Annotated in this window: 25 protein-coding genes; 20 read left to right on the forward strand and 5 right to left on the reverse strand. The window is 62.1% G+C overall.

The genetic code is table 11. The features are described from left to right. Positions 1-48 precede the first annotated feature (48 nt). From AC2CGI_RS01960 to AC2CGI_RS01970, 3 genes are read left to right on the forward strand one after another with little or no spacing between them, the layout of a single operon-like run. Positions 49-2,085, forward strand: a complete 2,037-nt coding sequence (locus tag AC2CGI_RS01960) for a protein-disulfide reductase DsbD family protein (RefSeq protein ID WP_076740579.1) — start codon at positions 49-51, stop codon at positions 2,083-2,085. Further along, positions 2,082-2,798 (forward strand): DsbA family protein, encoded by a 717-nt coding sequence (locus tag AC2CGI_RS01965; RefSeq protein ID WP_015378605.1) that lies wholly within the window; start codon positions 2,082-2,084, stop codon positions 2,796-2,798. The genes AC2CGI_RS01960 and AC2CGI_RS01965 overlap by 4 nt, the downstream gene beginning before the upstream one ends. Continuing rightward, positions 2,791-3,291, forward strand: a complete 501-nt coding sequence (locus tag AC2CGI_RS01970) for a protein disulfide oxidoreductase (RefSeq protein WP_015378604.1) — start codon at positions 2,791-2,793, stop codon at positions 3,289-3,291. The genes AC2CGI_RS01965 and AC2CGI_RS01970 overlap by 8 nt, the downstream gene beginning before the upstream one ends. Here AC2CGI_RS01970 and pdxR read toward each other — a convergent pair. Next, positions 3,288-4,754 (reverse strand): MocR-like pyridoxine biosynthesis transcription factor PdxR, encoded by a 1,467-nt coding sequence (gene pdxR, locus AC2CGI_RS01975; RefSeq protein WP_076740580.1) that lies wholly within the window; start codon positions 4,752-4,754, stop codon positions 3,288-3,290. The genes AC2CGI_RS01970 and pdxR overlap by 4 nt on opposite strands. Before the next feature lie 172 nt (positions 4,755-4,926). Between pdxR and AC2CGI_RS01980 the strand changes: the two genes are divergently transcribed. Together AC2CGI_RS01980 and AC2CGI_RS01985 are read left to right on the forward strand one after the other, a co-directional pair. Continuing rightward, complete coding sequence (locus tag AC2CGI_RS01980) at positions 4,927-5,922, forward strand: DMT family transporter (RefSeq protein WP_076740581.1); 996 nt, start codon at positions 4,927-4,929, stop codon at positions 5,920-5,922. Positions 5,923-6,078: 156 nt separating this feature from the next. Then, complete coding sequence (locus AC2CGI_RS01985; RefSeq protein WP_015378601.1) at positions 6,079-6,708, forward strand: CatB-related O-acetyltransferase; 630 nt, start codon at positions 6,079-6,081, stop codon at positions 6,706-6,708. 34 nt (positions 6,709-6,742) lie between these two features. On the opposite strand, the gene AC2CGI_RS01990 is transcribed toward AC2CGI_RS01985, so the two are convergent. Genes AC2CGI_RS01990 through AC2CGI_RS02000 form a run of 3 tightly spaced genes read right to left on the reverse strand, consistent with a single transcriptional unit; the run spans position 6,743 to position 9,699 of the window. Continuing rightward, a complete protein-coding gene (locus AC2CGI_RS01990) occupies positions 6,743-8,260 on the reverse strand; it encodes a tripartite tricarboxylate transporter permease (protein WP_015378600.1) in 1,518 nt (505 codons plus the stop codon). 11 nt (positions 8,261-8,271) lie between these two features. After that, entirely contained in the window at positions 8,272-8,703 is a 432-nt protein-coding gene (locus AC2CGI_RS01995; RefSeq protein WP_004936154.1) for a tripartite tricarboxylate transporter TctB family protein, read from the reverse strand. Between the two features lie 15 nt (positions 8,704-8,718). Further along, positions 8,719-9,699, reverse strand: a complete 981-nt coding sequence (locus AC2CGI_RS02000; RefSeq protein ID WP_015378599.1) for a Bug family tripartite tricarboxylate transporter substrate binding protein — start codon at positions 9,697-9,699, stop codon at positions 8,719-8,721. A gap of 360 nt (positions 9,700-10,059) precedes the next feature. On the opposite strand from AC2CGI_RS02000, the gene AC2CGI_RS02005 reads away from it, so the two are divergent. The 3 genes from AC2CGI_RS02005 to AC2CGI_RS02015 all read left to right on the forward strand — a co-directional run bounded on the left by AC2CGI_RS02005 (position 10,060) and on the right by AC2CGI_RS02015 (position 12,552). After that, positions 10,060-10,305 (forward strand): hypothetical protein, encoded by a 246-nt coding sequence (locus AC2CGI_RS02005; protein WP_021505572.1) that lies wholly within the window; start codon positions 10,060-10,062, stop codon positions 10,303-10,305. Positions 10,306-10,472: 167 nt separating this feature from the next. Further along, positions 10,473-11,147 carry a transcriptional regulator TctD gene (gene tctD, locus AC2CGI_RS02010; protein ID WP_004936146.1) on the forward strand — a complete coding sequence of 225 codons (675 nt, stop codon included), beginning with the start codon at positions 10,473-10,475 and terminating at the stop codon, positions 11,145-11,147. Beyond that, positions 11,134-12,552 (forward strand): sensor histidine kinase, encoded by a 1,419-nt coding sequence (locus AC2CGI_RS02015; RefSeq protein WP_004936144.1) that lies wholly within the window; start codon positions 11,134-11,136, stop codon positions 12,550-12,552. The genes tctD and AC2CGI_RS02015 overlap by 14 nt, the downstream gene beginning before the upstream one ends. On the opposite strand, the gene AC2CGI_RS02020 is transcribed toward AC2CGI_RS02015, so the two are convergent. Then, complete coding sequence (locus AC2CGI_RS02020) at positions 12,549-13,469, reverse strand: DMT family transporter (RefSeq protein WP_004936141.1); 921 nt, start codon at positions 13,467-13,469, stop codon at positions 12,549-12,551. The two genes, AC2CGI_RS02015 and AC2CGI_RS02020, sit on opposite strands and share 4 nt — an antisense overlap. A gap of 117 nt (positions 13,470-13,586) precedes the next feature. Here AC2CGI_RS02020 and AC2CGI_RS02025 point away from each other — a divergent pair, with 117 nt between their 5' ends. From AC2CGI_RS02025 to hisJ, 12 genes are all read left to right on the forward strand, one after another. Next, complete coding sequence (locus AC2CGI_RS02025) at positions 13,587-14,360, forward strand: AraC family transcriptional regulator (RefSeq protein WP_015378596.1); 774 nt, start codon at positions 13,587-13,589, stop codon at positions 14,358-14,360. Positions 14,361-14,413: 53 nt separating this feature from the next. Beyond that, positions 14,414-15,535 (forward strand): 4-phosphoerythronate dehydrogenase PdxB, encoded by a 1,122-nt coding sequence (gene pdxB / locus AC2CGI_RS02030; protein WP_021505571.1) that lies wholly within the window; start codon positions 14,414-14,416, stop codon positions 15,533-15,535. A gap of 110 nt (positions 15,536-15,645) precedes the next feature. Beyond that, positions 15,646-16,656 carry an aspartate-semialdehyde dehydrogenase gene (locus tag AC2CGI_RS02035; protein ID WP_015378594.1) on the forward strand — a complete coding sequence of 337 codons (1,011 nt, stop codon included), beginning with the start codon at positions 15,646-15,648 and terminating at the stop codon, positions 16,654-16,656. Next, complete coding sequence (gene truA, locus AC2CGI_RS02040; protein ID WP_015378593.1) at positions 16,656-17,477, forward strand: tRNA pseudouridine(38-40) synthase TruA; 822 nt, start codon at positions 16,656-16,658, stop codon at positions 17,475-17,477. Before AC2CGI_RS02035 ends, truA begins: the two co-directional genes overlap by 1 nt. Before the next feature lie 78 nt (positions 17,478-17,555). Further along, entirely contained in the window at positions 17,556-18,218 is a 663-nt protein-coding gene (locus AC2CGI_RS02045; protein ID WP_484593930.1) for a DedA family protein, read from the forward strand. A 232-nt stretch (positions 18,219-18,450) separates the two neighbouring features. After that, positions 18,451-19,359, forward strand: a complete 909-nt coding sequence (accD, locus tag AC2CGI_RS02050; protein ID WP_004936126.1) for an acetyl-CoA carboxylase, carboxyltransferase subunit beta — start codon at positions 18,451-18,453, stop codon at positions 19,357-19,359. 190 nt (positions 19,360-19,549) lie between these two features. Beyond that, entirely contained in the window at positions 19,550-20,815 is a 1,266-nt protein-coding gene (gene folC / locus AC2CGI_RS02055; RefSeq protein WP_015378592.1) for a bifunctional tetrahydrofolate synthase/dihydrofolate synthase, read from the forward strand. Next, the gene (gene dedD / locus AC2CGI_RS02060; protein ID WP_015378591.1) at positions 20,816-21,553 is read left to right on the forward strand and encodes a cell division protein DedD; all 738 of its coding nucleotides are present in this window, start codon (positions 20,816-20,818) and stop codon (positions 21,551-21,553) included. It abuts the gene before it with no gap. A gap of 234 nt (positions 21,554-21,787) precedes the next feature. After that, positions 21,788-22,288: a colicin V production protein gene (gene cvpA, locus AC2CGI_RS02065; protein ID WP_004936119.1), complete on the forward strand. Its 501-nt coding sequence runs from the start codon at positions 21,788-21,790 to the stop codon at positions 22,286-22,288. Between the two features lie 21 nt (positions 22,289-22,309). Then, positions 22,310-23,827: an amidophosphoribosyltransferase gene (purF, locus tag AC2CGI_RS02070; RefSeq protein ID WP_004936117.1), complete on the forward strand. Its 1,518-nt coding sequence runs from the start codon at positions 22,310-22,312 to the stop codon at positions 23,825-23,827. Positions 23,828-23,965: 138 nt separating this feature from the next. Continuing rightward, positions 23,966-24,538, forward strand: coding sequence for a UbiX family flavin prenyltransferase (locus AC2CGI_RS02075; RefSeq protein WP_004936112.1), 573 nt, complete (start codon positions 23,966-23,968; stop codon positions 24,536-24,538). Positions 24,539-24,842: 304 nt separating this feature from the next. Continuing rightward, complete coding sequence (gene hisJ, locus AC2CGI_RS02080; RefSeq protein ID WP_004936109.1) at positions 24,843-25,625, forward strand: histidine ABC transporter substrate-binding protein HisJ; 783 nt, start codon at positions 24,843-24,845, stop codon at positions 25,623-25,625. Positions 25,626-25,665: the final 40 nt, after the last annotated feature.

Consider the following 25,665-nt stretch of genomic DNA (forward strand, 5'->3'; position numbering starts at 1 on the left):
TTAATCGCCCGTTTTTCGTGGTGAATTAATCATTTATGGAGAATTAACATGTTGAAAATCATCAGGCTGGCCTGCGCTTGCCTGTTTATGCTGTGGCTGCCTGCCTTGCAGGCGGCGGACAGCGGCTGGCTGCAAAATCCGGCCAACGATCATGCCAAGGTGCGGCTGCGCGCCGACACGTCACAGCCGGGTGAGACCCGCCTGCTGCTGTCGGTCGAGCTGCAAAAAGGCTGGAAAACCTATTGGCGCTCTCCGGGCGAAGGCGGCATCGCGCCGGCTATCGTCTGGCAAGGCAACCCACCGCCGGCGACCTGGCACTGGCCGACGCCGCAGCGTTTCGAGGTGGCCGGCATTTCCACCCAGGGTTATCACGATCGGGTCACGTTGCCGATCGTGATGTCAGGCCAGGTATCCGGCCCGCTGGCGGGTACGCTGACGCTGTCCACCTGCAGCAACGTCTGCATTCTGACTGACTACCCGTTCAGTCTGGATCTGGCGACGCCGAACGATCCGCAGTTTAATCACGATTTCGCGCAGGCGATGGGGCAGGTGCCGATCACCGCCGGGTTGGCGGATAACGTCAAGGCCGGGTATCGCAGCGGCGAGCTGCAGATTGCCGCCGAACGCGCCGCCGGCTGGCAACAGCCTGCGCTGTTCTTCGATACGCTGGCGGATGCCGATCTCGGCAAGCCGCAGGTTGAAACCGACGGCGATCGGTTGCTGGCGCGAGTGCCGGTCAGCGATGGCTGGGGCGATGCGGCGCCGGACCTGCGCGGCAAAACGCTGACGCTGGTGATCGACGACGGCGGCATGGCGCAGCAGATTACGCTGCCGATTGGCGATGCGTTGGCCGCGCCCGCCGGTGCGGCGTTCCCGTTGTGGCAGGCGGTATTGATGGCGCTGGCGGGCGGGTTAATCCTCAACCTGATGCCGTGCGTGCTGCCGGTGCTGGGCATCAAGCTCGGCTCCATCCTGCAGGTGGAGCGGCGCGATCGGCGCAGCGTTCGTCTGCAGTTCCTGGCGTCGTCGCTGGGCATCGTCGCCTCGTTTATGGCGCTGGCCCTGCTGATGACGCTGTTGCGGCTCGGCAACCACGCGCTCGGCTGGGGCATTCAGTTCCAGAATCCGTGGTTTATCGGCTTTATGGTGCTGGTGACGCTGCTGTTCAGCGCCAACCTGTTCGGCCTGTTCCATTTGCGTCTCTCGTCCGATCTGAATACCTCGCTGGCGACCCATAACGGGCGCGGTCTGAGCGGCCATTTCTGGCAGGGCGCGTTCGCCACGCTGCTGGCGACGCCGTGCTCGGCGCCGTTTCTCGGCACGGCGGTGGCCTTCGCGCTGGCGGCGTCGCTGCCGGTGCTGTGGGGCATGTTCATCGCGCTCGGCATCGGCATGAGCCTGCCGTGGCTGCTGATCGCCGCCTGGCCGTCGCTGGCGCTGCGATTGCCGCGCCCCGGCCGCTGGATGAATACCGTCAAGCTGGCGATGGGGCTGCTGATGCTGGCGTCGTCGCTGTGGCTGCTGAGCCTGCTGAGCAACCATATCGGCGCGCAGGCCACGCTGTGGCTGGGGGCGTTGGCGCTGTTGGCGTTGCTGTTGGCGGTGTGGCGCCAACAGGGGGCACGCTTGGCGGCCAAGCTGGCGGCAGGCACTGTGGTGCTGGCGGGTGTGGTCCTGCTGGCCGGATCGCTGAGCGCCGGCCTGTGGCGCCAACCGTTGCAGGATCGGGTGCAGTGGCAACCGCTGAGCGAGCAAGCGATCGCCGAGGCGCTGGCGCAGCATAAGCGGGTGTTCGTCGACGTGACAGCCGACTGGTGCGTGACCTGTAAAGCCAACAAATTCAATGTGCTGCTGCGTGATGACGTACAGCGCGCGCTGAGCGCCGACGATGTGGTCGCGCTGCGCGGCGACTGGAGCCGTCCATCGGCCGACATCGGCGCCTTCCTGCAAAAGCGCGGCAGCGTCGCCGTGCCTTTCAACCAAGTCTATGGCCCCGGCAGCCCGGACGGCGTGGTGCTATCCCCGCTGTTGACCCGTGACGCCGTGCTGCAAACGCTTTCCCATGCCAAAGGAACCGAACAATGAAAAAACTACTGATTTTACTGATGATCATCGCCGCCCCAGCGTGGGCCGCCGAGCCTTTTACCCCGGCGCAAGAGGCGCGTATCAAAGAGATGATCCGCGAAACGCTGGTGTCCAATCCGGACATTCTGGCGCAGGCGGTGGACGCCTGGCAGCAGCAAACCGCCGGCGAGCAAATCAGCCAGGCTATCAAGCAGAACGCCAAAACGCTGTACCAGGATCCGGCCAGCCCGCGCCTGGGCGCCGCCAACGCCAAACTGACGCTGGTGACCTTTACCGACTATAACTGCCCGTACTGCAAGCGTTTTGATCCGATGCTGGAGAAGATCGTCAAGCAATACCCGGACGTGGCGCTGGTGGTGAAGCTGCTGCCGTTCAAGGGCGAAAGCTCGGTCAGTTCGGCGCGCGTGGCGCTCACCACCTGGCAACAGCACCCGGACCAATTCTGGGCCCTGCACCAGCGGCTGATGGCGAAAAAGGGCTTCCACGACAATGCCAGCATCGCCGCCGCGCAAGAGAAAACCGGCGTCAAGGCGGTGGCGCCCAGCGAACAGAGCATGACCACGCTGCGCACCAATATGGCGTTGGCGGAGCAACTGGGCGTACAAGGGACGCCGGCGACGCTGATCGGCGATCGAATGCTGCCGGGGGCGGTGTCGTATGAAGAGCTGGAAGCGATGGTGAAACAGCAGTTGGCGAAGGCTAACAATGGCTAAGCTCAAGCGCTGGGGGCGCGAGTTGTTGCTGCTGGCGCTGATCGCATTGGCGGTGGTGACGGTGATGGATTGGCTGAACGCGCCGCAGGCGCCGCCGGCCTTCGATGCCCAGACGCTGACCTCGCTGGACGGCGAGCGCGTGTCGTTGGCGCAGCTCAGCCATGAGCGGCCGCTGCTGGTTTACTTTTGGGCCAGCTGGTGCGGCGTTTGCCGTTTCACCACGCCGGACGTCGCCCGCTTGCAGGCGGCGGGCGGCAACGTGCTGACCGTCGCGCTGCGCTCGGGCGATGATGCCCAGGTGAAGCAGTGGCTGGCGCGCAAACGGCTGGCGCTGCCGGTGGTCAACGATCCGGCCGGCGCGCTGTCGGCGCAGTGGCGGATTGGCGTCACGCCGACCTTCGTGGTGATCTCGCAGGGCAAGGTGGTGCAAAGCACCACCGGCTGGACCAGCTACTGGGGGATGAAGCTGCGGCTGTGGTGGGCCGCCGTCTAACCGGCGTTTTTCTCCGTTATTACCTGCTCAATCGCCCGGCACAGCCGGGCGATACCTTCTTCAATCTGCGGCGGCGAGTTGGCGGCAAAATTCAGCCGCAGGCCGTGTGCGCCCAGCTGTTCCTGCGCATAGAAGCATTCGCCGCGCGCGAAGGTCACCCCGTGTCGCCAGGCCACCGGCATCAGCTCGGCGGTGGTCACCGCCTCCGGCAGCGTCAGCCAGATAAACAAGCCGCCTTGCGGCGTTTCGAAACGGCACCCCGGCGGCAACCGCTGCTGCAACGCGTCGATCATTACTTCCAGATGCAGGCGGTAGACGCGTCCGGCGCGCCGCAGCTGCTTGTCGTAACGGCCGACGGTGACGAACGCGTCCAGCGCGCGCTGGATCAGGCTGGAGCTGGTGAAGCTGTCGACGTGTTTCAGCCTGGCGAAACGCTGATAGTGTTCGCTGTCCGCCACCAGATAGCCGATGCGCATGCTGGGCAGCAGCATCTTGGAGAAGGTGCTGACGTAGATCACCGCGCCCGGCTGCGCCAGCGCTCGCAGCGACGGCAGCTGTTTGCCCTGATAACGCAGATCGCCGACGAAGTCGTCCTCCAGGATCACCACGCCGGCCTGTTGGGCGATCGCCAGCAGGCGCCGCCGGCGGGCCTCGCTCAGGCAGCGGCCGGTCGGGTTGTGGAAATTGGGGATGGTGTAGATCAGTTTAGGGCGGTGGCGTTCCAGCAGCTCGGGCAGTCGATCGACCAGCATGCCGTGGCGATCGCCGGGCACGGAGACGATATTGATGCGGTGCTGGCGCAGCAGGCCCAGCGCTTCGGCGTAGGTCGGCTCTTCGACGATCACCGTATCACCCGGCGCCAGCAGGCTTTGCACCACCAGACTGATGGCATGCTGCGAACCGTTGGTGATCAGCACCTGTTCGGCCTGCGTGGGGATGCCCTGGGCGCTGAGAATGCGGCTCAGCGTATCGCGCAGCGGGTAGTAGCCGCAGTATTCGCCGTAACTGAAGGCTTCTTCCGCGTGGCGGCTGAGCACCGACAGCAGCACTTTGCGAAACGCCTCCAGAGGAAATATCTTGGGGCTGCCGACGCCGGCGGCAAAGTTGATCAGCCCCTCCGGCAGCGGGGCGTCGGCATAGCCGTCCAGCCGCGAGGTGAGGGTGGTGAAGCTCTCCAGCGGGAAAGGGGCGTTGCTGGTCGGCCGGGCCGGGCGCGTTTGCGCCTGCGGGTGCGCGACATAGGCGCCGCTGCCGCGCCGCTGGTGCAAAAAGCCCTTGGCCGCCAGTTCGGCATAGGCGTTATCCACCGTCAAACGGCTGACCGCCAATTCGGCCGCCAGCGTGCGTGTCGAGGGCAGCTTGTCGCCATCCACGAACACGCCGGTGAGGATGGCGCGCCGCAGCGCTTCTTCGATCTGCAAATACAGCGGAACGTCCTGTTCGCGATCTAACGGGATGTGCATGCGAAATTGGCCCGGTTAGGGAGATGGTTTTTTACTATACCCCATGTCAACAGGGCTTCAAGCGCATAAAAGTGGCCTGCATGACAACGCTGAAAAGTGGCTATAGTGGGAAAAAATGGCCGCGTTACACTGTGCGCCTGAGCATTTATGTCGCCATTTTCCCGAGGATCTCATGTCATTACCGTCAGGCGTTTCCGCCCGGCCTTTGTTGCCCGGCGCGCGCCTCTTTCAGGGCAGCAGCCAGGGTTACGTCATCGCCATTATCAGCGCCATGCTGCTGGCCTTTACCGCCATCATCATCCGCGCGCTGACCGAGTACTATCAACTGCCGACCTTCGTGCTGGCGTTCTGGCGCGCGGCGCTGGTGGCGCTGGTGCTGTTGCCGCTGCTGTTGCTGGTGAAACCGCAGTGGGCGCGTCTGCGCCGTGAGCAGGTGGTGTTCTACGCGCTTTACGGGCTGCTGCTGGCGCTGTTCAACAGCCTGTGGACGCTGTCGGTAGCGCTGAACGGCGCGTCGGTGGCGACCATACTGACCTACTGTTCGGTGGGCTTTACCGTGTTCCTCGGCTGGGTGATGTACAGCGAGCGCCTGACGCTGCGCCAACTGCTGGTGATCGCCATCAGCCTGGGCGGTTGCTTCCTGGTCAGCAACGGCGACAGCATGGGCAACAGCCACTTCGATCTGCTGGGGCTGCTGGTAGGGATGCTGTCGGGCATCGGCTATACCCTGTATACCCTCGGCGGGCGGGTGGCCAGCGAACGCGGCTATCCGGTGTGGAACACCATCCTGTACGTGTTCGGTTTTTCGGCGTTGTATCAGCTGGCGTTCAACGCGGCGCTGACGGCGTTCCCGTTGGCGGCGTTCCACGGCATGGCCGGCGATTTGTGGTTCCTGTCGCACGGCGCGCAAGGCATCCAGTGGAGCGGCTGGCTGTTGCTGCTGGCATTGGCCGCCGGGCCGACGCTGTTGGGCTTCGGGCTGTATAACATCAGCCTGAAAACGCTGCCGCTGGCGGTGGCCAACCTGATCCTGTCGCTGGAACTGGTGTTCACTGCGGTGATCGCCTATTTCCTGCTGGGGGAAAGCATGAATCAGCTGCAGCTGCTGGGCAGTGCGCTGGTGATGGGCGGGGTGCTGCTGTTGAAAAGCAAGACCGCCGAGGCGTGATCGGTTACCCTTGTGCCTCGCAAGGGAGGCACTAATGATGAATAACCCGAGATTGAAACGAGCGCTTATCGCTTGAATGGCCGTGTTGAGTGAACGACAACACGGCCACAGACATTCCGTTCCGTGGCTTTTATTCCGGTAACAAGAGAATACGCCATGTCCGAAAAACACTGGTCCCAAACCGAACTGCTGCATCAGACGGTGACCAACCCGAATATCATCGTCAAAGGCACCCACAGCTACTACAGCGACTGCTGGGATAACGGCTTCGAACGCTCGGTGGTGCGCTATCTGCACGGCGACGCGGTCAGCCGCCAATGGCAGCCGCTGGGCGAAATAGATCGCCTGCTGATCGGCGATTATGTGTGCATCGCGGCCGAAGCGGTGATCCTGATGGGCGGTAATCACACCCATCGCATCGACTGGCTGAGCCTGTATCCGTTTATGGCAACCATCAAGCAGGCATACCGTCCCAAAGGTGATACCCGGCTGGGTGACGGCTGCTGGATCGGCATGCGGGCGATGCTGATGCCGGGGATCTCGATAGGCGAGGGGGCGATCGTCGCCGCCGGTAGCGTGGTGGCCGGCGATGTTGCGCCTTATGCCATCGTCGGTGGTAACCCGGCGAGGTTTATCCGTTGGCGGTTCGCGCCGGAAGTCATAGCACGGTTGCTTGCCTTGCGCCTCTATGACTTGTCCGAGGTGGACTTTGCGGTGATTCAGCCGTTGCTTGCCGATAACGATATCGGGGCGCTGGAAAGGGGAATGGCGGCCTTGCGCCGTTAAACACTACGGGCGGGGGATCCCCGCCCGTTTCGCGTTATTCGGCCTTGGCCTCGGCCGTCGGTTGGCGGCGTTTGCGCATCAGGCGCAGCAGCGGCGGCAACGCCAGCACCGCGACCGCCAATACCAGCAGCGTTTGCGCGATGCTGCTGCTCCACAGAATGCCGAACTCGCCGTTGCTGATCGACAGCGCGCGGCGCAGGTTTTGCTCCAACATCTCACCCAGCACAAAGCCCAGAATCAGCGGCGACATCGGGAAATGCATTTTGCGCAGGATGTAGCCGAACACCCCCAATCCGACCATCAGCAGCAGGTCGAAGGTGGTGCTGTGCACCGCATAAACCCCCACCGCCGAAACCGCGGCGATCGCCGGTACCAGGAACCACAACGGGATGGTCAGCATGCGGGTGAACAGGCCGACCAGCGGCAGGTTCATGATCAACAAAATGACGTTGGCGATCAGCAGCGCGGCGATCAGCCCCCAGACGATATCCGGCTGTTCGGTGAACATCGCCGGGCCGGGGGTGATGTTGTACAGCGTCAACGCGCCCATCATCACCGCCGTGGTGCCGGAGCCCGGCACCCCCAGCGTCAGCATCGGAATGAACGAACCGCAGGCCGAGGCGTTGTTGGCCGCTTCCGGCGCCGCGACGCCGCGGATATCGCCTTTACCGAAGGTGTCGCTGTTGCCGCTGATTTTCTTCTCGGTCATGTAGGTCAGCGCGCTGGCGATAGTGGCGCCGGCGCCCGGCAGAATGCCGACGAAGAAACCGATCACCGACGAACGCAGGGTCGGGCCTGCGCACTGCGCCGCCTCTTTGCGGTTGAACAGCAGCCGGCCGGTTTTACGCACCAGCTTCTGGCCGGCGCTGGTGCTCTCCAGCATCAACAGGATTTCGCTGACCGAGAACAGGCCGATCACTACCACGATGAACTGCACGCCGTCGGAGAGGTGCACGCTGTCGAAGGTAAAGCGGTAAACGCCGGTGTTGGCGTCGACGCCCACCGTTGCCAGCCCCAGGCCGATCAGCGCCGCCAGCAGCGATTTCAGTGGGTTCTGGCTCATCATGCTGCCGAGGCAGGCGATGGCGAACACCATCAGGGCGAAATACTCCGCCGGGCCAAAGGCCAGCGACCAGCGGGCCAGCAGCGGCGCGAACAGAATGATGCCGCCGATGGCGATCATCGAGCCGACGAACGAGCTGACCGCCGAGATGGACAGCGCCACGCCGGCGCGCCCCTGCTGCGCCATTGGGTAGCCGTCCAGCGCGGTCATGATCGCCGCCGCGTCGCCCGGCACGTTGAGCAGAATCGACGAGATGCGCCCGCCGTATTCGCAGCCGATATACACCGTCGCCAGCAGGATCAGCGCCGATTCGGCCGGCAGTTTGAGGGCGAACGCCAGCGGCAGCAGGATCGCCACGCCGTTGATCGGCCCCAGCCCCGGCAACAGGCCGACGATGGTGCCGACGAAGCAGCCGATCAGGGCGATAATCAGGTTCTGCGGCACCAGCGCCACTTCAAACCCTTGGGTCAAATACATCCAGGTATCCATCATCGCTCCCGTTAGCTCAGCCAGGCGCCGAGCGGCAGTGTGACATCGAGAAGTTGGTCAAAGGCGTAGTACAACGCTGCGCCCATGATGACGCCGGAGATGGCCGCCGCCGGCAGGCTGGCCTGAAACAACAGGCCGATGCTGAACGTCAGCAGCGCGGTCGCCAGCGGGAAGCCGAGCCATTCAAAGCCCCAGGCATACAGCACCAGGGTGATCACCAGCACCAGCAGCCGCTGCAACACCTTGCTGTGCGGCCACTCCACCGCCTGCGGGTGGCGCAGCAACAGCAGGGCCGCGCACAGCGCCATCAGGCTGAGGATCGCCAGCGGGAACGGGCGCGGCCCCAGCGGTTCATAGCTGTATTCGCTCTGGATGCCCCATCCGATGAATAGCCCGCCGATACACAGCAGCAGCCAAAAACCGGCAAAAATACGATCGCTCATGGTTTTCCCCTGCGGTTATTTGGCCAGGCCGAACACTTTCGCCTGCTCACGGTATTGGGCAACCTGGTTCTTCACGTAGGCGTCCAGCTCTTTGCCGGTCAGGTTGAATTCGAACAGGCCGCGCAGATCGCGCTGCTGCTTGAATTCGTCGGTCGCCATCATTTTCTGGAAGGTGTCGATCCACCACTGATACTCTTCATCGCTGACTTTCGGCCCGACGTAGAAGCCGCGAATGATCGGCCACACCAGGCTGTATCCCTGCTCTTTGGCGGTGGGAATATCGGCCAGCTGGCCCGGCAGACGTTGCTCGGCATACACCGCCAGCACGCGGATCTTGTCGCCCTGCAGGTAAGGCACCATCTCGCTCAGGTCACCGGAAACCGCCTGAATATGGTTGCCCAGCAGCGCGGTGACCGGCTCGCCGCCGCCTTCGAACGCCACGTAGCGCATCTTGCGCGGATCCACGCCGACTTCGCGCGCCAGCAGCGCGGTTTTCATCCAGTCCTGGCTGCCGATGGAGGCGCCGGCGCCGAACACCACGCTGTTGGGATCTTTTTGGAAAGCGTCCATCAGGTCTTTCAGGGTTTTGTAAGGCGAGTCGGCGCGCACTGCGATCATGCCGTAGTCGGTGCCGACCGCCGCCAGCCATCTCACGTCGTCCACGTTGTAGCGGCCGAACTTGCCCTGGGCCAGATTGAGCAGCGAGCCGCCGGAGAAGGCCACCACGGTGCCGAACTCCGCCGGGCGCTGCGCGACGATGGCGTTGTAGGCCACCGCGCCGACGCCGCCGGGCATATAGGTGACGCGCATCGGTTTATCGATGGCCTTGGTATCCTGCAGCGACACCTGAATCAGTTTGCAGGTCAGATCGAAGCCGCCGCCGGGTTTGGCCGGCGCAATGCATTCGGTGCGTTTGGGCGCCTCTGCGGCGAAGGACTGAGAGGCCGCCAGCAACAGGGCGGCGGCGGTAAAGGTTCGGGTCATTATTTTTTTCATTGTGACTTGCCCTCGGTATTGTTCTGGTTGTGAAATCCCGCCGGGTGCGGTTGCAGGATTGTTAAAACAACAACCTTTCATTTACCTTTCAGTGGCCGGAAAAGTTTCCAGTCTGTGATTAGGGTCTCTTGTCGCCAGCGAATGGCGGGTGCGCTACCATAGAAACGAGGACAAGAACAGGGCGCTAAACCGGCCAAAATCCTGCGTAATATCAGGTTTGTCGTTCTGCTTTTGCGATAAAATCATGATCAGTGAAATGAATAGAGACGCAGTAATATGTTTTCGTTAGGGAAATTGTTTGGTGGCAGGGACAGCGCCAAAGTATGTGCAATTAAACGGTTGCCTGAGGTCTACGCCGAGATGGCGGGAGAAAGCGGGCAGTGTCGTTTGAAGCGCCTGCGCCCCGAGGTTGGCGTGTTTGAGCTGCATTTCGTCAACGCCGACGGTGAAAAGTATGCCTGTCAGATGACCGCCTGCGTGACCGGCATCGATCTGGTGTTTGCCGCCAACAACCGCTCCGTGCTGGTTTCTTCGCCGTTTACCGCCGACAAGCTGCGCCCGGTGCTGGACATTGCCGTTGCCGATAGCCCCATTCCGCTGATCTGACGCCGCCCTGCGATCGCGCTCCATACGCATAATTGTGTGCCAGCTCCCAAAACTGGCGGCGCGGCGCTCTTTTATCCCCTTATTTTCCATGCCATCCTTTGTTATCAGCCTGTTAACGGATGCCGTGTCGGCGCCAGGTTGTTCAGGTAAATCAATGGAATGGGAACATGCGACTGTTATTGGTTGAAGATCACCCCGAGCTGTCTCACTGGTTGCAAAAGGCGCTGACCGGCGCCGGGTTTGCCGTCGACGTCGCCCCGGACGGCGTGGCGGCCGATCATCTGTTGCTCAACGAGCGTTATGCGCTGGCGGTGTTGGATGTGGCGTTGCCGCGTTTGAACGGCCTGGATTTGCTGGCGCGCCTGCGCAAGCGCGGGCAGGATCTGCCGGTGCTGTTGCTGACGGCGCGCACCGACGTGGCCGATCGGGTAAGGGGCCTGAATCTGGGGGCAGACGATTACCTCACCAAGCCGTTCGAATTGGACGAGCTGGAGGCGCGTATTCGGGCGCTGCTGCGCCGCAGCGTCGGCGCCCCACAGCCGGCGTTGCAGTACGGCGCGTTGACCTACCATGACGAAGGCTATTTTCTGCTGGAGAGCAAGCCGCTGGCGCTGACGCCGCGCGAACTGGCGGTGTTGACCGCGCTGATGCATCGGCGCGGCCGCCCGGTGGCCAAACAACAGCTGTTCGAGCAGGTGTTTACGCTGTCCGACGAGGCCAATCCGGAGAGCATCGAGCTTTACGTACACCGCCTGCGGAAAAAGCTGCAGGGCAGCGACGTGGCGATCGTCACGCTGCGCGGTCTGGGCTACAGTCTGGAGCTGTGCAATGCGGTGGTTTAACGCCCCGCGTTCGCTGTTCTATCAACTGCTGCTGTTTTTTGGCCTGCCGCTGCTGGCGTTGGGCGGTATCTCCATCTACACCCACTATTTCAGCGCCATGAGCGCCGCCACTCTGGCTTACGATCGCACGCTGCTGGCGTCGGCGCGCACCGTGGCGGAGCGACTGGTGGTGCGCGAAGGCAAGTTGGCAGTCGATGTGCCCTATGTGGTGCTCGACAGCTTCGAGCGCAACATGAACGATCAGCTGTATTACGAGGTGATTTCGCCGCAGGGAAAAAGCATCTCGGGCTATGACGATTTGCCGTCGCTGCCGCCCCATATCCCGCGTTCCACGCTCTACCCGGCGCTGGTGCATTTTTACGATGCGGAATATCTCGGCCGGCCGATCCGCGTGGCGGCGCTGTTTCAGCCGGTCAACGAGTCGGGGGTGAGCGGCATGGCGACCATTTTGGTGGCGGAAACCCTGGAGTCGCGCCGTTACCTGGCGCGGCAGATGATGATCGCGGCGCTGCTGAGTCAGGGCACGGTGGTGGTGTTGACCCTGATCCTGGCGTTCGCGCTGCTCAAGCGGGTGTTGAAGCCGATGCGTAAACTCTCCGGCATCATGCTGCGGCGCGATCCGGGCGAGCTGACGCCCTTGCCGCGGGTATTGCCGTGGTCGGAGATGCAGCCGCTGCTGGTGGCGTTCAATCGCTATATCGAACGGCTGCGGCTGATGGTGGCGCGTCAGGAACGTTTCAGCGCCGACGCTTCCCACCAGCTGCGCACGCCGCTGGCGGTGTTGAAGACTCAGGTCGGGGTGGCGCTGGCCAGCGATCGGCCGCAGCAGTGGCGCGAAAGCCTGCAGGCGATGAGCGCGACGCTGGACAATACCGTGGCACTGACCGACCGCCTGCTGTATCTCTCACGCCTGAAGGCCAGCGAGCACCAGGCCGAGCGCAAGCTGCAGCCGGTCAACCTGGCGCAGGTGCTGCGCGACGCCTGTTTCTCTCGCTTGCCACAGGCGCGCAGCAAACAGATCGATCTCGGCTTCGAAGGTGAAGCGGCGTGTCAGGTGGCGGGGGAACCGCTGCTGTTGGCCGAGCTGTGCGCCAACCTGTTGGACAACGCGTTGAAATACACACCGCGTCAGGGCGTGGTCACCGCTCGCCTCACGCAGGAGAAGGCGACGGGGGAAGGCGTGCTGGAGATTGAAGACAGCGGCCCCGGCATCGCCTTGCAGGACAAGGCGCTGGCGCTGCAGCCATTTCACCGGCTGGACAACGTGGGCGATCAGCCGGGCGCCGGCCTGGGGCTGGCGCTGGTGAAGGACATCACCGCCTATCACGGCACCCGCCCGGAGCTGTTGAGCTCCGCCGCGCTGGGCGGTCTGTTGGTGCGGGTGCGTTTCAGGCTGTTGCCTTAAGCCTGTTCTTTGCAGGACTCGACGTCGGCCGCCGGGGCTTTGGCTTTACGCGTCAGCGGCGTGCGCAGCCGCTGCGACAGGATAACGCCCAGCAGGGTAATGCCGCCGCCGATCAGGTGATAACCGTGCAACTGCTCATGCAGGAACAGCACGGCGATAGCGGCGGTAAACACCGGCGCCAGGTTCATGAAGATCGAGGCGGTGTTGGCGCCCAGGCGCATCACGCCCTGGATCCACAGGAACGGGGCGATGATCGAAGCCGGAATGCCGGCGAACAGCACCAGCGGCAGGTTATGGCCGTTCAAGCCGACATCCTGCGCCATCAGGAAATTAGGCAGCAGCAGCAGCACGCCGAACAGGATCTGCACGTACAGCGATTGCCAGTTCGGCAGCGCGATGGCCCAGCGTTTGGTCAACACGCCATACAGCGCGTAAGAGGCGGTGGCGAGCAGCATCATCAATTCCCCCTTGCCGATACCGTGCTGCAGCAGCACGCCGGGCTGGCCGCCGCTGACCAGCCAGATCAAACCGCCGAAGGAGAGAATACTGCCGAGCAGCACGCCGACGGTCGGCGCAATGCGCAGCAGGACGATGCTGATCAGGATGGTCAGCAGCGGGATCAGCGACACGATGATGCCCATAAACAGCGCGCTGACGCTGTGCGCCGCGTAATAGGCCAGGCTTTGATACAGCACCATGCCCAGCAAGCCGAGGATCATTAGTTTCCACCAGTTGGCGCGCACCTGCGCCCAATTGCGCAGCACGCCCGGCAGCACGAACGGCGTCAGGGCGATCAGCGCCAGCAGCCAGCGGTAAAGTGAAATGGCCGCCGGATCGATGGCGGTGGCGGAGAGTTTGCTGACAACGGCGTTAATCGACCATATCAGCACGGCCAACAGTGGGAAGAGCATATTCATGATAATTATTCTCAATAACGTCCAACATGCTGGCTAGTCTACGCGTGTCCGGTTTATCATATATAGCGATATCCAGACAAAAATCGGCGTAAACAAGACAAATCACGGGACGAAACCATGCCAGAAATCCGCCATTTCCCTGAGTCGCTGATCCCGGCGCCCAACCCGGTGCAGTTCCGCTGTGAAGAGTTTAACGCGCGCACCGAATTCCAGCCGCACAGCCACACCTGGGGCCAGTTGATGTGGGTCAAAGCCGGGGTGATGGTGCTGCGCATCGGCGGGCAGCGCTTTCTGGCGCCGCCGGAGTTCGTGTTGTGGGCGCCGGCGGGCATCGAACACTCCTGCTACAACCAGCGACTGGCGCAGTGCCGCATGGTGGACATTACGCCGGCGCTGTGCGCCGGCATGCCGGCCGACCCCTGTCTGGTGAGCGTAACGCCCATCTTCCGTGCCATCGCCGAGGATTTCTATGCGCGCAAGCAGTACATTCCGCAGGCGGAGGAGGATTTGCGCCTCTGTCAGGTGCTGATCGACCAGCTGCGCCTGTCGCCGCGTCAGCAAACCTATCTGCCGTCGTCGGACGACAAATTTTTGGCGCCGGTGCTGGAAGCGCTGGAGCATTGCCCGGCGGACAACACCTCGCTGGCAACGTGGGCGGCGCGGGTCTACACCACCGAGCGCACGCTGTCGCGCCGCTGCCAGCAGGATCTGGGCATGTCGTTCAGCGAGTGGCGCCAGCGCCTGCGTTTTCTGCATGCCGTGTCGTTGCTCGAGCAGGGCAAAACCGTGCAGGACGTGGCGTTGGACGTCGGCTACAGCTCCGCGTCGGCCTTTATCGTCATGTTCCAGCAGATCGCCGGCACCACCCCTGAGCGCTTTCGCCGTGCCTGATTCAGTGGCACACTATTTCGCAGACCAATAGCCGTAAACCGTCGGAGAACGCAGTGAAAATTCTGGTTGATGAAAATATGCCGTACGCGGCCGAGCTGTTCAGCCGCCTGGGCGACGTGCAGGCGGTGCCGGGGCGTCCGATCCCGCTTGAGGCGCTGGCGGATGCCGACGCGCTGATGGTGCGTTCGGTCACCAAGGTCAATGAAGCCCTGTTGGCCGGCAGCCGCATCGGCTTTGTCGGCACCGCCACCGCCGGCACCGATCACGTCGATGACGCCTGGCTGCAACGGCAGGGCATCGGGTTTTCCGCCGCGCCGGGCTGCAACGCCATCGCGGTGGTCGAGTATGTGTTCTCCGCCTTGATGCTGCTGGCCGAACGCGACGGCTTCCACCTGCGGGATAAAACCGTCGGCATCGTCGGCGTGGGCAACGTCGGTTCCCGCCTGGACGCGCGCCTCAAAGCGTTGGGCGTGCGCACGCTGCTGTGCGATCCGCCGCGCGCCGATCGCGGCGACGCCGGGGAGTTCTGGCCGTTGGAGAAGCTGGTGGCCGAGGCCGATGTGCTGACCTTCCATACGCCGCTGAATAAATCCGGCCCTTACCATTCGCTGCATCTGGCGGATGCCGACCTGCTGGCGGCGCTGCCGGACAACCGCATTCTGATCAACGCCTGTCGCGGGCCGGTGGTGGATAACGCCGCGCTGCTGCAGGCGCTGGAAAAGGGCAAAAAGCTGAGCACGGTGCTGGACGTGTGGGAACCGGAGCCGGACCTCGCCTTGCCGCTGCTGGCGCGGGTGGATATCGGCACCGCGCACATCGCCGGGTATACGCTGGAAGGCAAGGCGCGCGGCACCACCCAGGTGTTCGAAGCGTTCAGCCGCCATCTGGGGCAGCCGCAGCAGGTGGCGCTGGCCTCGCTGCTGCCGGTGCCGGAGTTCAGCCAGATCCGCCTCAACGGGCCGCTGGATGAAGCGCGGTTAAAACGATTGATGCACTTGGTGTATGATGTGCGCCGCGATGATGCGCCATTGCGCAAAGTCGCCGGGCAACCGGGCGAATTCGATCGCCTGCGCAAGCACTACCAGGAGCGCCGCGAGTGGTCTTCGCTGGCCGTGCAATGCGATGACAGCGCCAGCGCCGAGCTGCTCGGCAAGCTGGGCTTCAGCGTGGCGTAGGGCGTAAGGTTGTCTTAAGCCAACGCCGCTACAGTGAGCGGTAAAGATTATCGGGCGGTGATTGCACTGCCCGTGTGCTTTTATGAATGAAATACTCTGGAGAAAACCCGATGTCTGACGGCTGGAATATCGCGCTGCTCGGCGCCACTGGCGCGGTAGGTGAAGCGTTGCTGGAATTGTTGCAGGAACGCCAGTTCCCGGTGGGTGAGCTCTATCCTCTGGCAAGCGAACGCAGCGCGGGCGCCAATGTGCGCTTCAACGGCAAGTCTCTTCTGGTGCAAAACGCCGAAGAGTTCGACTGGTCGCAGGCGCAGCTGGCCTTCTTCGTCGCCGGCAGCGACGCTTCCGCGCGCTATGCCGAAGAAGCCGGCAACATGGGCTGCCTGGTGATCGACACCAGCGGCCTGTTCGCCATGGAGCCGGATGTGCCGCTGGTGGTGCCGGGCGTGAACCCGCAGGTGCTGGCGGATTACCGTAACCGCAATATCGTGGCGGTGGCCGACAGCATGGTCAGCCAACTGCTGACGGCGATCAAACCGCTGACCGAACAGGCGGGGCTGTCGCGTCTGCACGTCACCACGCTGATGTCGGTATCGTCGCGCGGCAAGGTGGCGGTGGACGATCTGGCCGGCCAGAGCGCGCGCCTGCTGAACGGCATTCCGGCCGAGGAAGGCGTTTTCGGTAAACAGCTGGCGTTCAACCTGCTGCCGCTTGTCGCCGACGAGCAGGGCAGCGTGCGCGAAGAGCGCCTGATCGTCGATCAGGTGCGCAAGGTGCTGCAGGATGAAGGGCTGCCGATTTCGGTGAGCTGCGTTCAGTCGCCGGTGTTTTATGGCCACGCGCAGGTGGTGCACCTGGAAGCGCTGCGCCCGCTGTCCGCCGAAGAGGCGCGCAGCGAGCTCGAAGAGGTCGAAGATATTCAGCTGAGCGAAGAGGACGATTACCCGACCCAGGTCACCGACGCTTCCGGCAGCGATGCGCTCAGCATCGGCTGCCTGCGTAACGATTACGGCATCCCCGAGCTGCTGCAGTTCTGGACGGTGGCGGACAACGTGCGCTTCGGCGGCGCGTTGATGGCTGTCGAAACCGCCGAGCGTCTGGTGCAGGAGCAGATGTACTGATGTCTGAGGTGGTCTCGCCCGCTCAGCCGACGCTGAAGGTAGCGCTGGGCATCGAATATGACGGCAGCCGTTATTACGGCTGGCAGCGGCAGCAAGAAGTGGCCAGCGTGCAGGAACGCCTGGAGCAGGCGTTGAGCAAGGTGGCGGATGCACCGATTACCGTGCTGTGCGCCGGGCGTACCGACGCCGGGGTGCACGCCACCGGGCAGGTGGTGCACTTCGAAACCACTGCGCGCCGCAAGGACGCCGCCTGGACGATGGGGGTGAATACCCATTTGCCGCCGGATATTGCGGTGCGTTGGGTGAGCCCCGTTGCCGACGATTTTCACGCGCGTTTCAGCGCCACCGCGCGCCGCTACCGCTATATCATTTTCAACCATCGCTACCGGCCGGCGGTGCTGCAGCAGGGGGTAACGCATTTTTATCACCCGCTGGACGCCGATCGCATGCATCGGGCGGCGCAGGCGCTGCTGGGCGAGAACGATTTCACGTCGTTCCGCGCGGTGCAATGCCAGTCGCGCACCCCGTGGCGCTGCGTAAAACACGTTAAGGTTACGCGCTACGGCGAATATATTGTGGTAGATATCAAGGCGAATGCCTTCGTGCATCACATGGTTCGCAACATCGTCGGCAGCCTGATGGAGATCGGCTGCGGCAATCAGGATGAGAACTGGATGGCCGAGTTGCTGGCGCTGAAGGATCGCAATCTGGCGGCGGCGACGGCGCGAGCCGAGGGGCTGTATCTGGTTGCCGTGGATTACCCTGACCACTTTGGTCTGCCGCGGCCGCCGATGGGGCCGCTGTTTTTGCCCGACGATTAAACGCCGGCACGCCTGAAAGCGTCGCTCCCTTGTGCTTCTGCCGGGTGATTGAAACGCCCGGCATCAATGAGAGAATTTATGGACATCATCAAGTTTATTATTGATTTCATTCTGCATATTGATGTGCACCTGGCCGAACTGGTCGCACAATACGGCATGTGGGTCAACGCTATTCTGTTCCTGATCCTGTTTTGTGAAACCGGTCTGGTGGTGACGCCGTTCCTGCCGGGGGATTCTTTGCTGTTCGTCGCCGGCGCGTTGGCGGCGTTGCCGACCAACGATCTGAACGTGCACACCATGGTGGCGTTGATGGTGGCGGCGGCGATCCTCGGCGATGCGGTGAACTACACTATCGGGCGGTTGTTCGGCGAGAAGCTGTTCAGCAACCCGAATTCGAAAATCTTCCGCCGCAGCTACCTGGATAAAACGCATCAGTTTTATGAGAAGCACGGCGGGAAAACGATTATTCTGGCGCGATTCGTGCCGATCGTGCGTACTTTTGCGCCGTTCGTCGCCGGTATGGGGCATATGTCCTATCGCCACTTCGCCGCCTACAACGTGATTGGCGCACTGGTTTGGGTGCTGCTCTTCACTTATGCTGGCTACCTGTTCGGCGATCTGCCGGTGGTGCAGGAGAACCTGAAACTGTTGATCGTCGGGATCATCATCGTTTCGATTCTGCCGGGGGTGATTGAAATTTGGCGCCACAAGCGCGCGGCCGCCCGCCAGCAAAAACAGTAAAAACATCGCTTAACCTGTCGGTTCGACCAGTTTTTTGTCCACAGCGTCGGGCCGATATGGTTTAATGAGCGACATTATGGTCTGTTCCTGCGAACAACCCTGAAGCCGATGCCTCAGTCGCCGCGCTTGCCGCGCCGCGAACGGGCATTTTTTCATTGGGGTGTTTTCGGGGGGATTGTTAAAGCATGAACAGCGGACTGGCGTGTGCCAGGTTCAAACAGAAAGGTCATCGATGAGCTGGATTGAACGAATTCTTAACAAGAGCAATATCACACAAACCCGTAAGGCGAGCATTCCTGAAGGGGTCTGGACTAAATGCGACAGCTGCGGCCAGGTTCTCTACCGCGCCGAGCTGGAGCGGAATCTGGAAGTGTGCCCGAAGTGCGACCACCACATGCGTATGGGCGCGCGCGCGCGTCTGCATACCCTGCTGGACGAAGGCAGCGAAGTGGAGCTGGGCAGCGATCTGGAGCCGAAGGACGTTCTGAAATTCAAGGATTCCAAGCGCTATAAAGATCGTCTGGTCGCCGCACAGAAAGCGACCGGCGAGAAAGACGCGCTGGTGGTGATGAAGGGCACGCTGTACGGTATGCCGATCGTCGCCGCGTCCTTCGAATTCGCCTTCATCGGCGGCTCTATGTCTTCCGTGGTCGGCGCGCGTTTCGTGCGTGCGGTTGAGCAGGCGCTGGAGGACAACTGTCCGCTGGTGTGCTTCTCCGCCAGCGGCGGCGCGCGTATGCAGGAAGCGCTGATGTCGCTGATGCAGATGGCGAAAACCAGCGCGGCGTTGGCCAAAATGCAGGAGCGCGGCTTGCCGTATATCTCCGTGCTGACCGACCCGACCATGGGCGGTGTCTCCGCCAGCCTGGCGATGCTGGGCGATATCAACATCGCCGAGCCGAAAGCGCTGATCGGTTTTGCCGGCCCGCGCGTTATCGAGCAAACCGTGCGCGAGAAACTGCCACCAGGCTTCCAGCGCAGCGAGTTCCTGATCGAAAAAGGCGCGATCGACATGATCGTTCGCCGTCCGGAAATGCGCCAAACGTTGGCGAGCATTCTGTCCAAGCTGACCAACCAGCCGCAGCCGCATTTCGATGAGGCCGCGCCGGTCATTGAGCCGGAGCAGCAGGCCGACGCCTGAGGCAAAGACAGATCCCGCCCGGGTTCAGCCGCCACTTTGTGGCTAAGTGACGGCTGATGCCCGCTCTCCGCCGGCCGTAGCCTATCCGCTGCGGTTGGCAGGCTGGCGGCAGTCACGAAGCGCATCGCCTTTACCGCGGTGAGGGTGGTGCCCTGATGGATTAATGAACCCAAGTTCAGTGATGGGACTCATGCAAAACCACCAAATTCCCCAAGCCACGTCGCCATTGAGCTCGTGGCTTTATTATCTGGAACGTCTGCACAGCCAGGCGATCGAACTCGGCCTTGAGCGCGTACAGCGCGTCGCGGCGCATCTGGATTTACTGACCCCCGCACCCACGGTGTTCACCGTTGCCGGCACCAACGGCAAAGGCACCACCTGTCGCACCCTTGAAGCGATTCTGCTGGCCGCCGGCCTGCGTGTCGGCGTCTACAGTTCGCCGCATCTGGTGCGCTATACCGAACGCGTGCGCATTCAGGGGGAAGAGCTGAGCGAAGCGGAGCACAGCCGCTCGTTCGCCGCCATTGAAGCCGGCCGCGGCGAAACGTCGCTGACCTATTTCGAATTCGGCACCCTGTCGGCGCTGCAGCTGTTCAAACAGGCGCGGCTCGACGTGGTGATCCTGGAAGTGGGCCTGGGCGGGCGTCTCGACGCTACCAACATCGTCGATCCGAGCGTGGCGGTGATCACCAGCATCGCGCTCGATCACACCGACTGGCTGGGTAACGATCGCGAAAGCATCGGCCGTGAAAAGGCCGGCATTTTCCGCAGCGGCAAACCGGCGGTGGTCGGTGAACCCGACATGCCGGACAGCATTCGTCAGGTTGCCGAAACGCTGGGCGCACCGCTGTCTCGCCGCGGCGAAGCCTGGCGCTTCAGCGAGCAGGGCGATCGCTGGCAGTGGCAGGGCGGCGACACGCTGCTGACCGATCTGCCGACGCCGAACGTACCGCTGGCCAACGCCGCTACCGCGCTGGCGGCGCTCAACTGTTCTCCACTGGAAATCGACGAACGCGCGATTTTCACCGGGCTGCAGCAGGCGACGCTGCCGGGGCGCTTCCAGATCGTGCGGCGTGAGCCGACGCTGATCCTCGATGTGGCGCACAATCCGCACGCCGCCGGCTATCTCGCCGGGCGTCTGGCCAAACTGCCGCGCAACGGCGGCAAGGTGCGCGCGGTGGTGGGCATGCTGTCGGACAAGGATATCGCCGGCACGCTGGCCTGCCTCAGCGAGCAGGTGGATGAATGGTACTGCGCGCCGCTCGACGGGCCGCGCGGCGCCAGCGTCGAACAGCTGGCGCAACATCTGGCGGAACCGCGCCGCTTTAATGATGTCGAAACTGCCTGGCGGCAGGCTATGCAGGATGCTGATAAACAGGATATTGTGATCGTCTGTGGATCGTTCCACACCGTGGCGCAGGTGATGGCGGCGTCAGACGAGATGCGGGGAGTGTGAGTGGCGAGTAAATTTCAGAACCGACTGGTCGGAACCGTGATTCTGGTGGCGCTGGGGGTGATCATCCTGCCAGGGTTGCTGGACGGTAAAAAGAAGCATTACGAGGATGAATTCGCGGCCATTCCGTTGGTGCCGAAGGCGGGCGACGTCGAAGAGAACGACGTGCTGCCACCGGTGACGCAACCGTTGCCGGCGCAGCCGCCGGAAGGGGCGGGCGCGCTGGTCGAACAGCAGGCGGCCAATGAAGCGGCGGCGCAACAGGCGGTGCGGCAAGGTGCTCAGCAGCCGGCGCAGGTGGCGCCGCCGCCGGTCGAAACGCGTCCTCAGCCGGTGCCGCAGCCCAAGCCGAAACCGGTAGAAACCAAACCGGTGGAAGTGAAACCGAAACCGGCGCCGCAACCGAAACCGGTGGAAGTGAAGCCGGTACCGAAGCCGGAGCCGACGCCGAAACCTGAACCGACGCCGCAGCCGAAACCGGCGGAAGAAAAAGCGCCGGCCGGGCAAGCCTACGTCGTGCAGCTCGGGGCGTTGAAAAATGCCGCCAAGGCGAACGAGATTGTCGCCTCGCTGCGCCTCTCGGGCTATCGCGCCTTTACCGTGCCGTCAACGCCGGTGCAGGGGCAGATCACCCGTATCTACGTCGGCCCGGATGCCTCCAAGCAGAAGCTGCAGGCGGCGCTGCCGTCGCTGAACTCGATCAGCGGGCTGAGCGGGCAGGTGAAGCCGTACGGCCGTTAAACCCCGCAGGGGCGCAGCACGATGCGCCCCTGAATTAAGGAGTGGTGGAGAGAAAGCGAGAAAAACCGCGCCTTTTACAGGCGAAATCACCTATGTAGGCGCGGCGATTGGGAATTTTTTGATCGCCGCTTTTTATTTGTAACGTGGTAGGAAATCCCCTACGCAAACGTTTTCTTTTTCTGTTAGAATTCGCCGCGAATTGGATGCAGGGGCGATTCATCATTGGAATAGTTCATGGTCTGGATTGATTACGTCATTATAGCGGTGATTGGATTTTCGGCTCTGGTGAGCCTGATCCGAGGGTTTGTTCGCGAAGCATTGTCACTTGTGACATGGGGATGTGCGTTTTTTGTTGCCAGCCATTTCTACTCTTACCTTGCGGTCTATTTCACTCGTTTTGAAGATGAACTGGTGCGAAACGGCATCGCGATCGCGATTTTGTTCATCGCGACCTTGATCGTAGGGGCTATTGTTAACTATGTGATTAGCTCACTGGTAGAGAAAACCGGGTTGTCGGGCACCGACCGGGTGTTGGGCATCTGCTTCGGCGCGCTGCGCGGAGTATTGATCGTCGCAGCGATCCTGTTCTTCCTGGATACCTTTACCGGCTTTTCACAGAGTGCCGACTGGAAACAGTCGCAGCTCATTCCCCAGTTCAGTTACGTCATCAGGTGGTTCTTTGACTACCTGCAGAGCACGTCGAGTTTCTTGCCGACCCAATTGCCGGGGCGGTAGCGCTGATGAGGAAAAGACAACATGTGCGGTATTGTCGGTATCGCCGGTTTCATGCCGGTAAACCAGTCGATTTATGATGCGCTGACGGTGCTTCAGCACCGTGGCCAGGATGCCGCAGGCATCGTCACCATTGACGCCCACAACGGGTTCCGTTTGCGTAAAGCCAACGGCCTGGTGAAAGATGTGTTTGAGGCGCGCCATATGCAACGCTTGCAGGGCAACATGGGCATTGGCCATGTGCGTTACCCGACGGCCGGCAGCTCGAGCGCCTCTGAGGCCCAGCCTTTCTACGTCAACTCGCCGTTCGGCATTACGCTGGCTCACAACGGCAACCTGACCAACGCCCATGAGCTGCGCCAAAAGCTGTTCGAAAGCGGCCGCCGCCATGTCAACACCACCTCCGACTCGGAAATCCTGCTGAACGTGCTGGCCAGCGAGCTGGATCGCTTCCCGCACTACCCGCTGGAGGCCGACAACATCTTTACCGCGGTCGCCGCCATGCATCAGCAACTGCGCGGCGCTTACGCCTGCGTGGCGATGATCATCGGCCATGGCCTGCTGGCGTTCCGCGATCCGAACGGCATTCGCCCGCTGGTGATCGGCAAGCGCACGCTGGAGGATGGCCGCAGCGAGTACATGGTGGCTTCCGAGAGCGTGGCGCTGGATACCCTGGGCTTTGAGTTCCTGCGCGATGTGGCGCCGGGCGAAGCGGTGTACATCACCACCAAGGGCCAGCTGTTCACCCGCCAGTGCGCAGAGAACCCGAAAACCAACCCGTGCCTGTTTGAATACGTCTATTTCGCTCGCCCGGACTCCTTTATGGACAAGATCTCGGTCTACAGCGCCCGCGTGCGCATGGGCCAGAAGCTGGGTGAGAAGATTGCCCGCGAATGGGAAGATCTGGACATCGACGTGGTGATCCCGATCCCGGAAACCTCCTGCGACATCGCGCTGGAGATCGCGCGTATTCTCGAGAAGCCCTACCGCCAGGGCTTTGTGAAGAACCGCTACGTCGGCCGCACCTTTATCATGCCGGGCCAGCAGGCGCGCCGTCAGTCGGTGCGCCGCAAGCTGAACGCCAACCGCGCCGAATTCCGCGACAAGAACGTGCTGCTGGTGGATGACTCCATCGTGCGCGGCACCACTTCGGAGCAGATCGTCGAAATGGCGCGCGAAGCGGGCGCCAAGCGCGTCTATCTGGCTTCCGCCGCGCCGGAAGTGCGTTTCCCTAACGTCTACGGCATCGACATGCCGAGCGCCAACGAACTGATCGCCCACGGGCGTGAAGTGGATGAAATCCGCCAGATCATCGGCGCCGACGGGCTGATCTTCCAGGACCTGGACGATCTGATCGAAGCGGTGCGCGAAGAGAACCCGGACATCACCCAGTTCGAATGCTCGGTATTCAACGGCATCTACGTGACCAAAGACGTCGATCAAAGCTATCTGGAATACCTGGAGTCGCTGCGCAGCGACGACGCCAAGGCGCTGCGAGGGCAAACCGAAGCGGAAAATCTGGAACTGCACAACGAAGGCTAACCGGCCGCGTTGATTACTCGGGGGGGGGGGGCATCGCCGCGTCTGCGGCGGTGCGCCTTGCTCCTGTGAACTTGCTTATCCCTCGCCATTGCGGCAAAGTCTGCCTGATCTTACTTTTTACGGCAGAGGCCATTTTCCATGAAACGACTCATCATCGGCATTTCCGGCGCCAGCGGCGCGATCTACGGCGTGCGCCTGTTACAGGTTTTGCGCGACGTCGCAGAGGTGGAAACCCATCTGGTGATGAGCAACGCTGCACGGCAGACGCTGGCGCTGGAAACGCCGTACAGTCTGCGTGAAGTGCAGGCGCTGGCCGACGTGGTGCACGATGCGCGCGATATCGCCGCCGCCATCTCCTCCGGCTCTTTCAAAACCCTGGGTATGGCGATCCTGCCATGTTCGATCAAAACCCTGTCCGGCATCGTCAACAGCTACAGCGACGGGCTGCTGACCCGCGCCGCCGACGTGGTGCTCAAAGAGCGCCGCCGTTTGGTGCTGTGCGTGCGGGAAACGCCGCTGCACCTTGGGCACCTGCGGCTGATGACGCAGGCGGCGGAGATGGGGGCGGTGATCATGCCGCCGGTGCCGGCGTTTTACCACCAGCCGAAAAGCGTGGAAGACATCATCGATCAGACCGTCAATCGGGTGATCGATCAGTTTGATATCGAACTGCCGGCCGATCTGTTCACCCGCTGGCAGGGCGCTGATTAACATTTTCATCCCCAAATTGGTACATTTGTGCAACACCGCACTGAATTAGGGCGGCGCATGCACCATAATGATCCCACTTCATCACGTTCACTGTTTCATGGCGCCGCCTTATCGCGGCTGCCAGTGGCGCGGCCCCGAGCGGCCGATTTAATTTTGCGGTTATCGTCCCAGGAAACAGTATTGTGAAGGCCGGAGCCGTTCCCTCCGCCCGTAGCACCTAATGTGGCACGATTACTGCAAATTGATTTGGTGGGGAAAAGTAATGCCCGTAGTGGCATCAAAAAAATCAATTTGAGGGTAATTTATGAAAAAGCGGGTTTTGATTTTGCCGTTAGTTCTGGCTTTGAGCGCCGCCAGCAGCGCCTTTGCCGCCATTCCTTCCACGCTGAAGATTGGCACCGATCCGACTTACGCACCGTTTGAATCCAAAAACGCCAAAGGCGAATTGGTTGGCTTTGACATCGATTTGGCCAAAGAGCTGTGCAAACGCATCAATACCCAATGCACCTTCGTGGAGAGCGACTTCGACGCGCTGATCCCATCCCTCAAGGCGAAGAAAATCGACGCCATCATCTCTTCGCTGTCCATCACCGAAAAACGCCAGCAGGAAATCGCCTTTACCGACAAGCTGTATGCCGCCAACGCGCGTCTGATCGCGCCGAAAGGATCCAAGCTGTTGCCTACCGTGGACGCCCTGAAAGGCAAGAGCGTGGGCGTGTTGCAGGGCACTACCCAGGAAGCCTACGCCAACGCCATGTGGCAGCCGAAGGGCATCACCGTCGTGCCTTACCAGAACCAGGATCTGGTTTACGCCGATTTGGCTTCCGGGCGTATCGACGCCGCCTTCCAGGATGAAGTGGCGGGCAGCGACGGCTTCCTGAAACAGCCGCCGGGCAAAGACTATGCGTTCGCCGGCGAATCGGTGAAGGATGACAAGTTCTTCGGCGTCGGCACCGGCATGGGGCTGCGCAAGACCGATACCGAGCTGAAGGCGGCGCTGGACAAAGCTTTCGCCGAGATGCGCAAAGACGGCACCTACGACAAATACGCGAAAAAGTACTTCGACTTTGACGTCTATGGCGGGTAATCCGCTTACCGTTCCATGCTGTGACTGTGGGGCCGGCGTG

It is taken from the genome of Serratia sp. LSHTC3 (assembly GCF_057197125.1).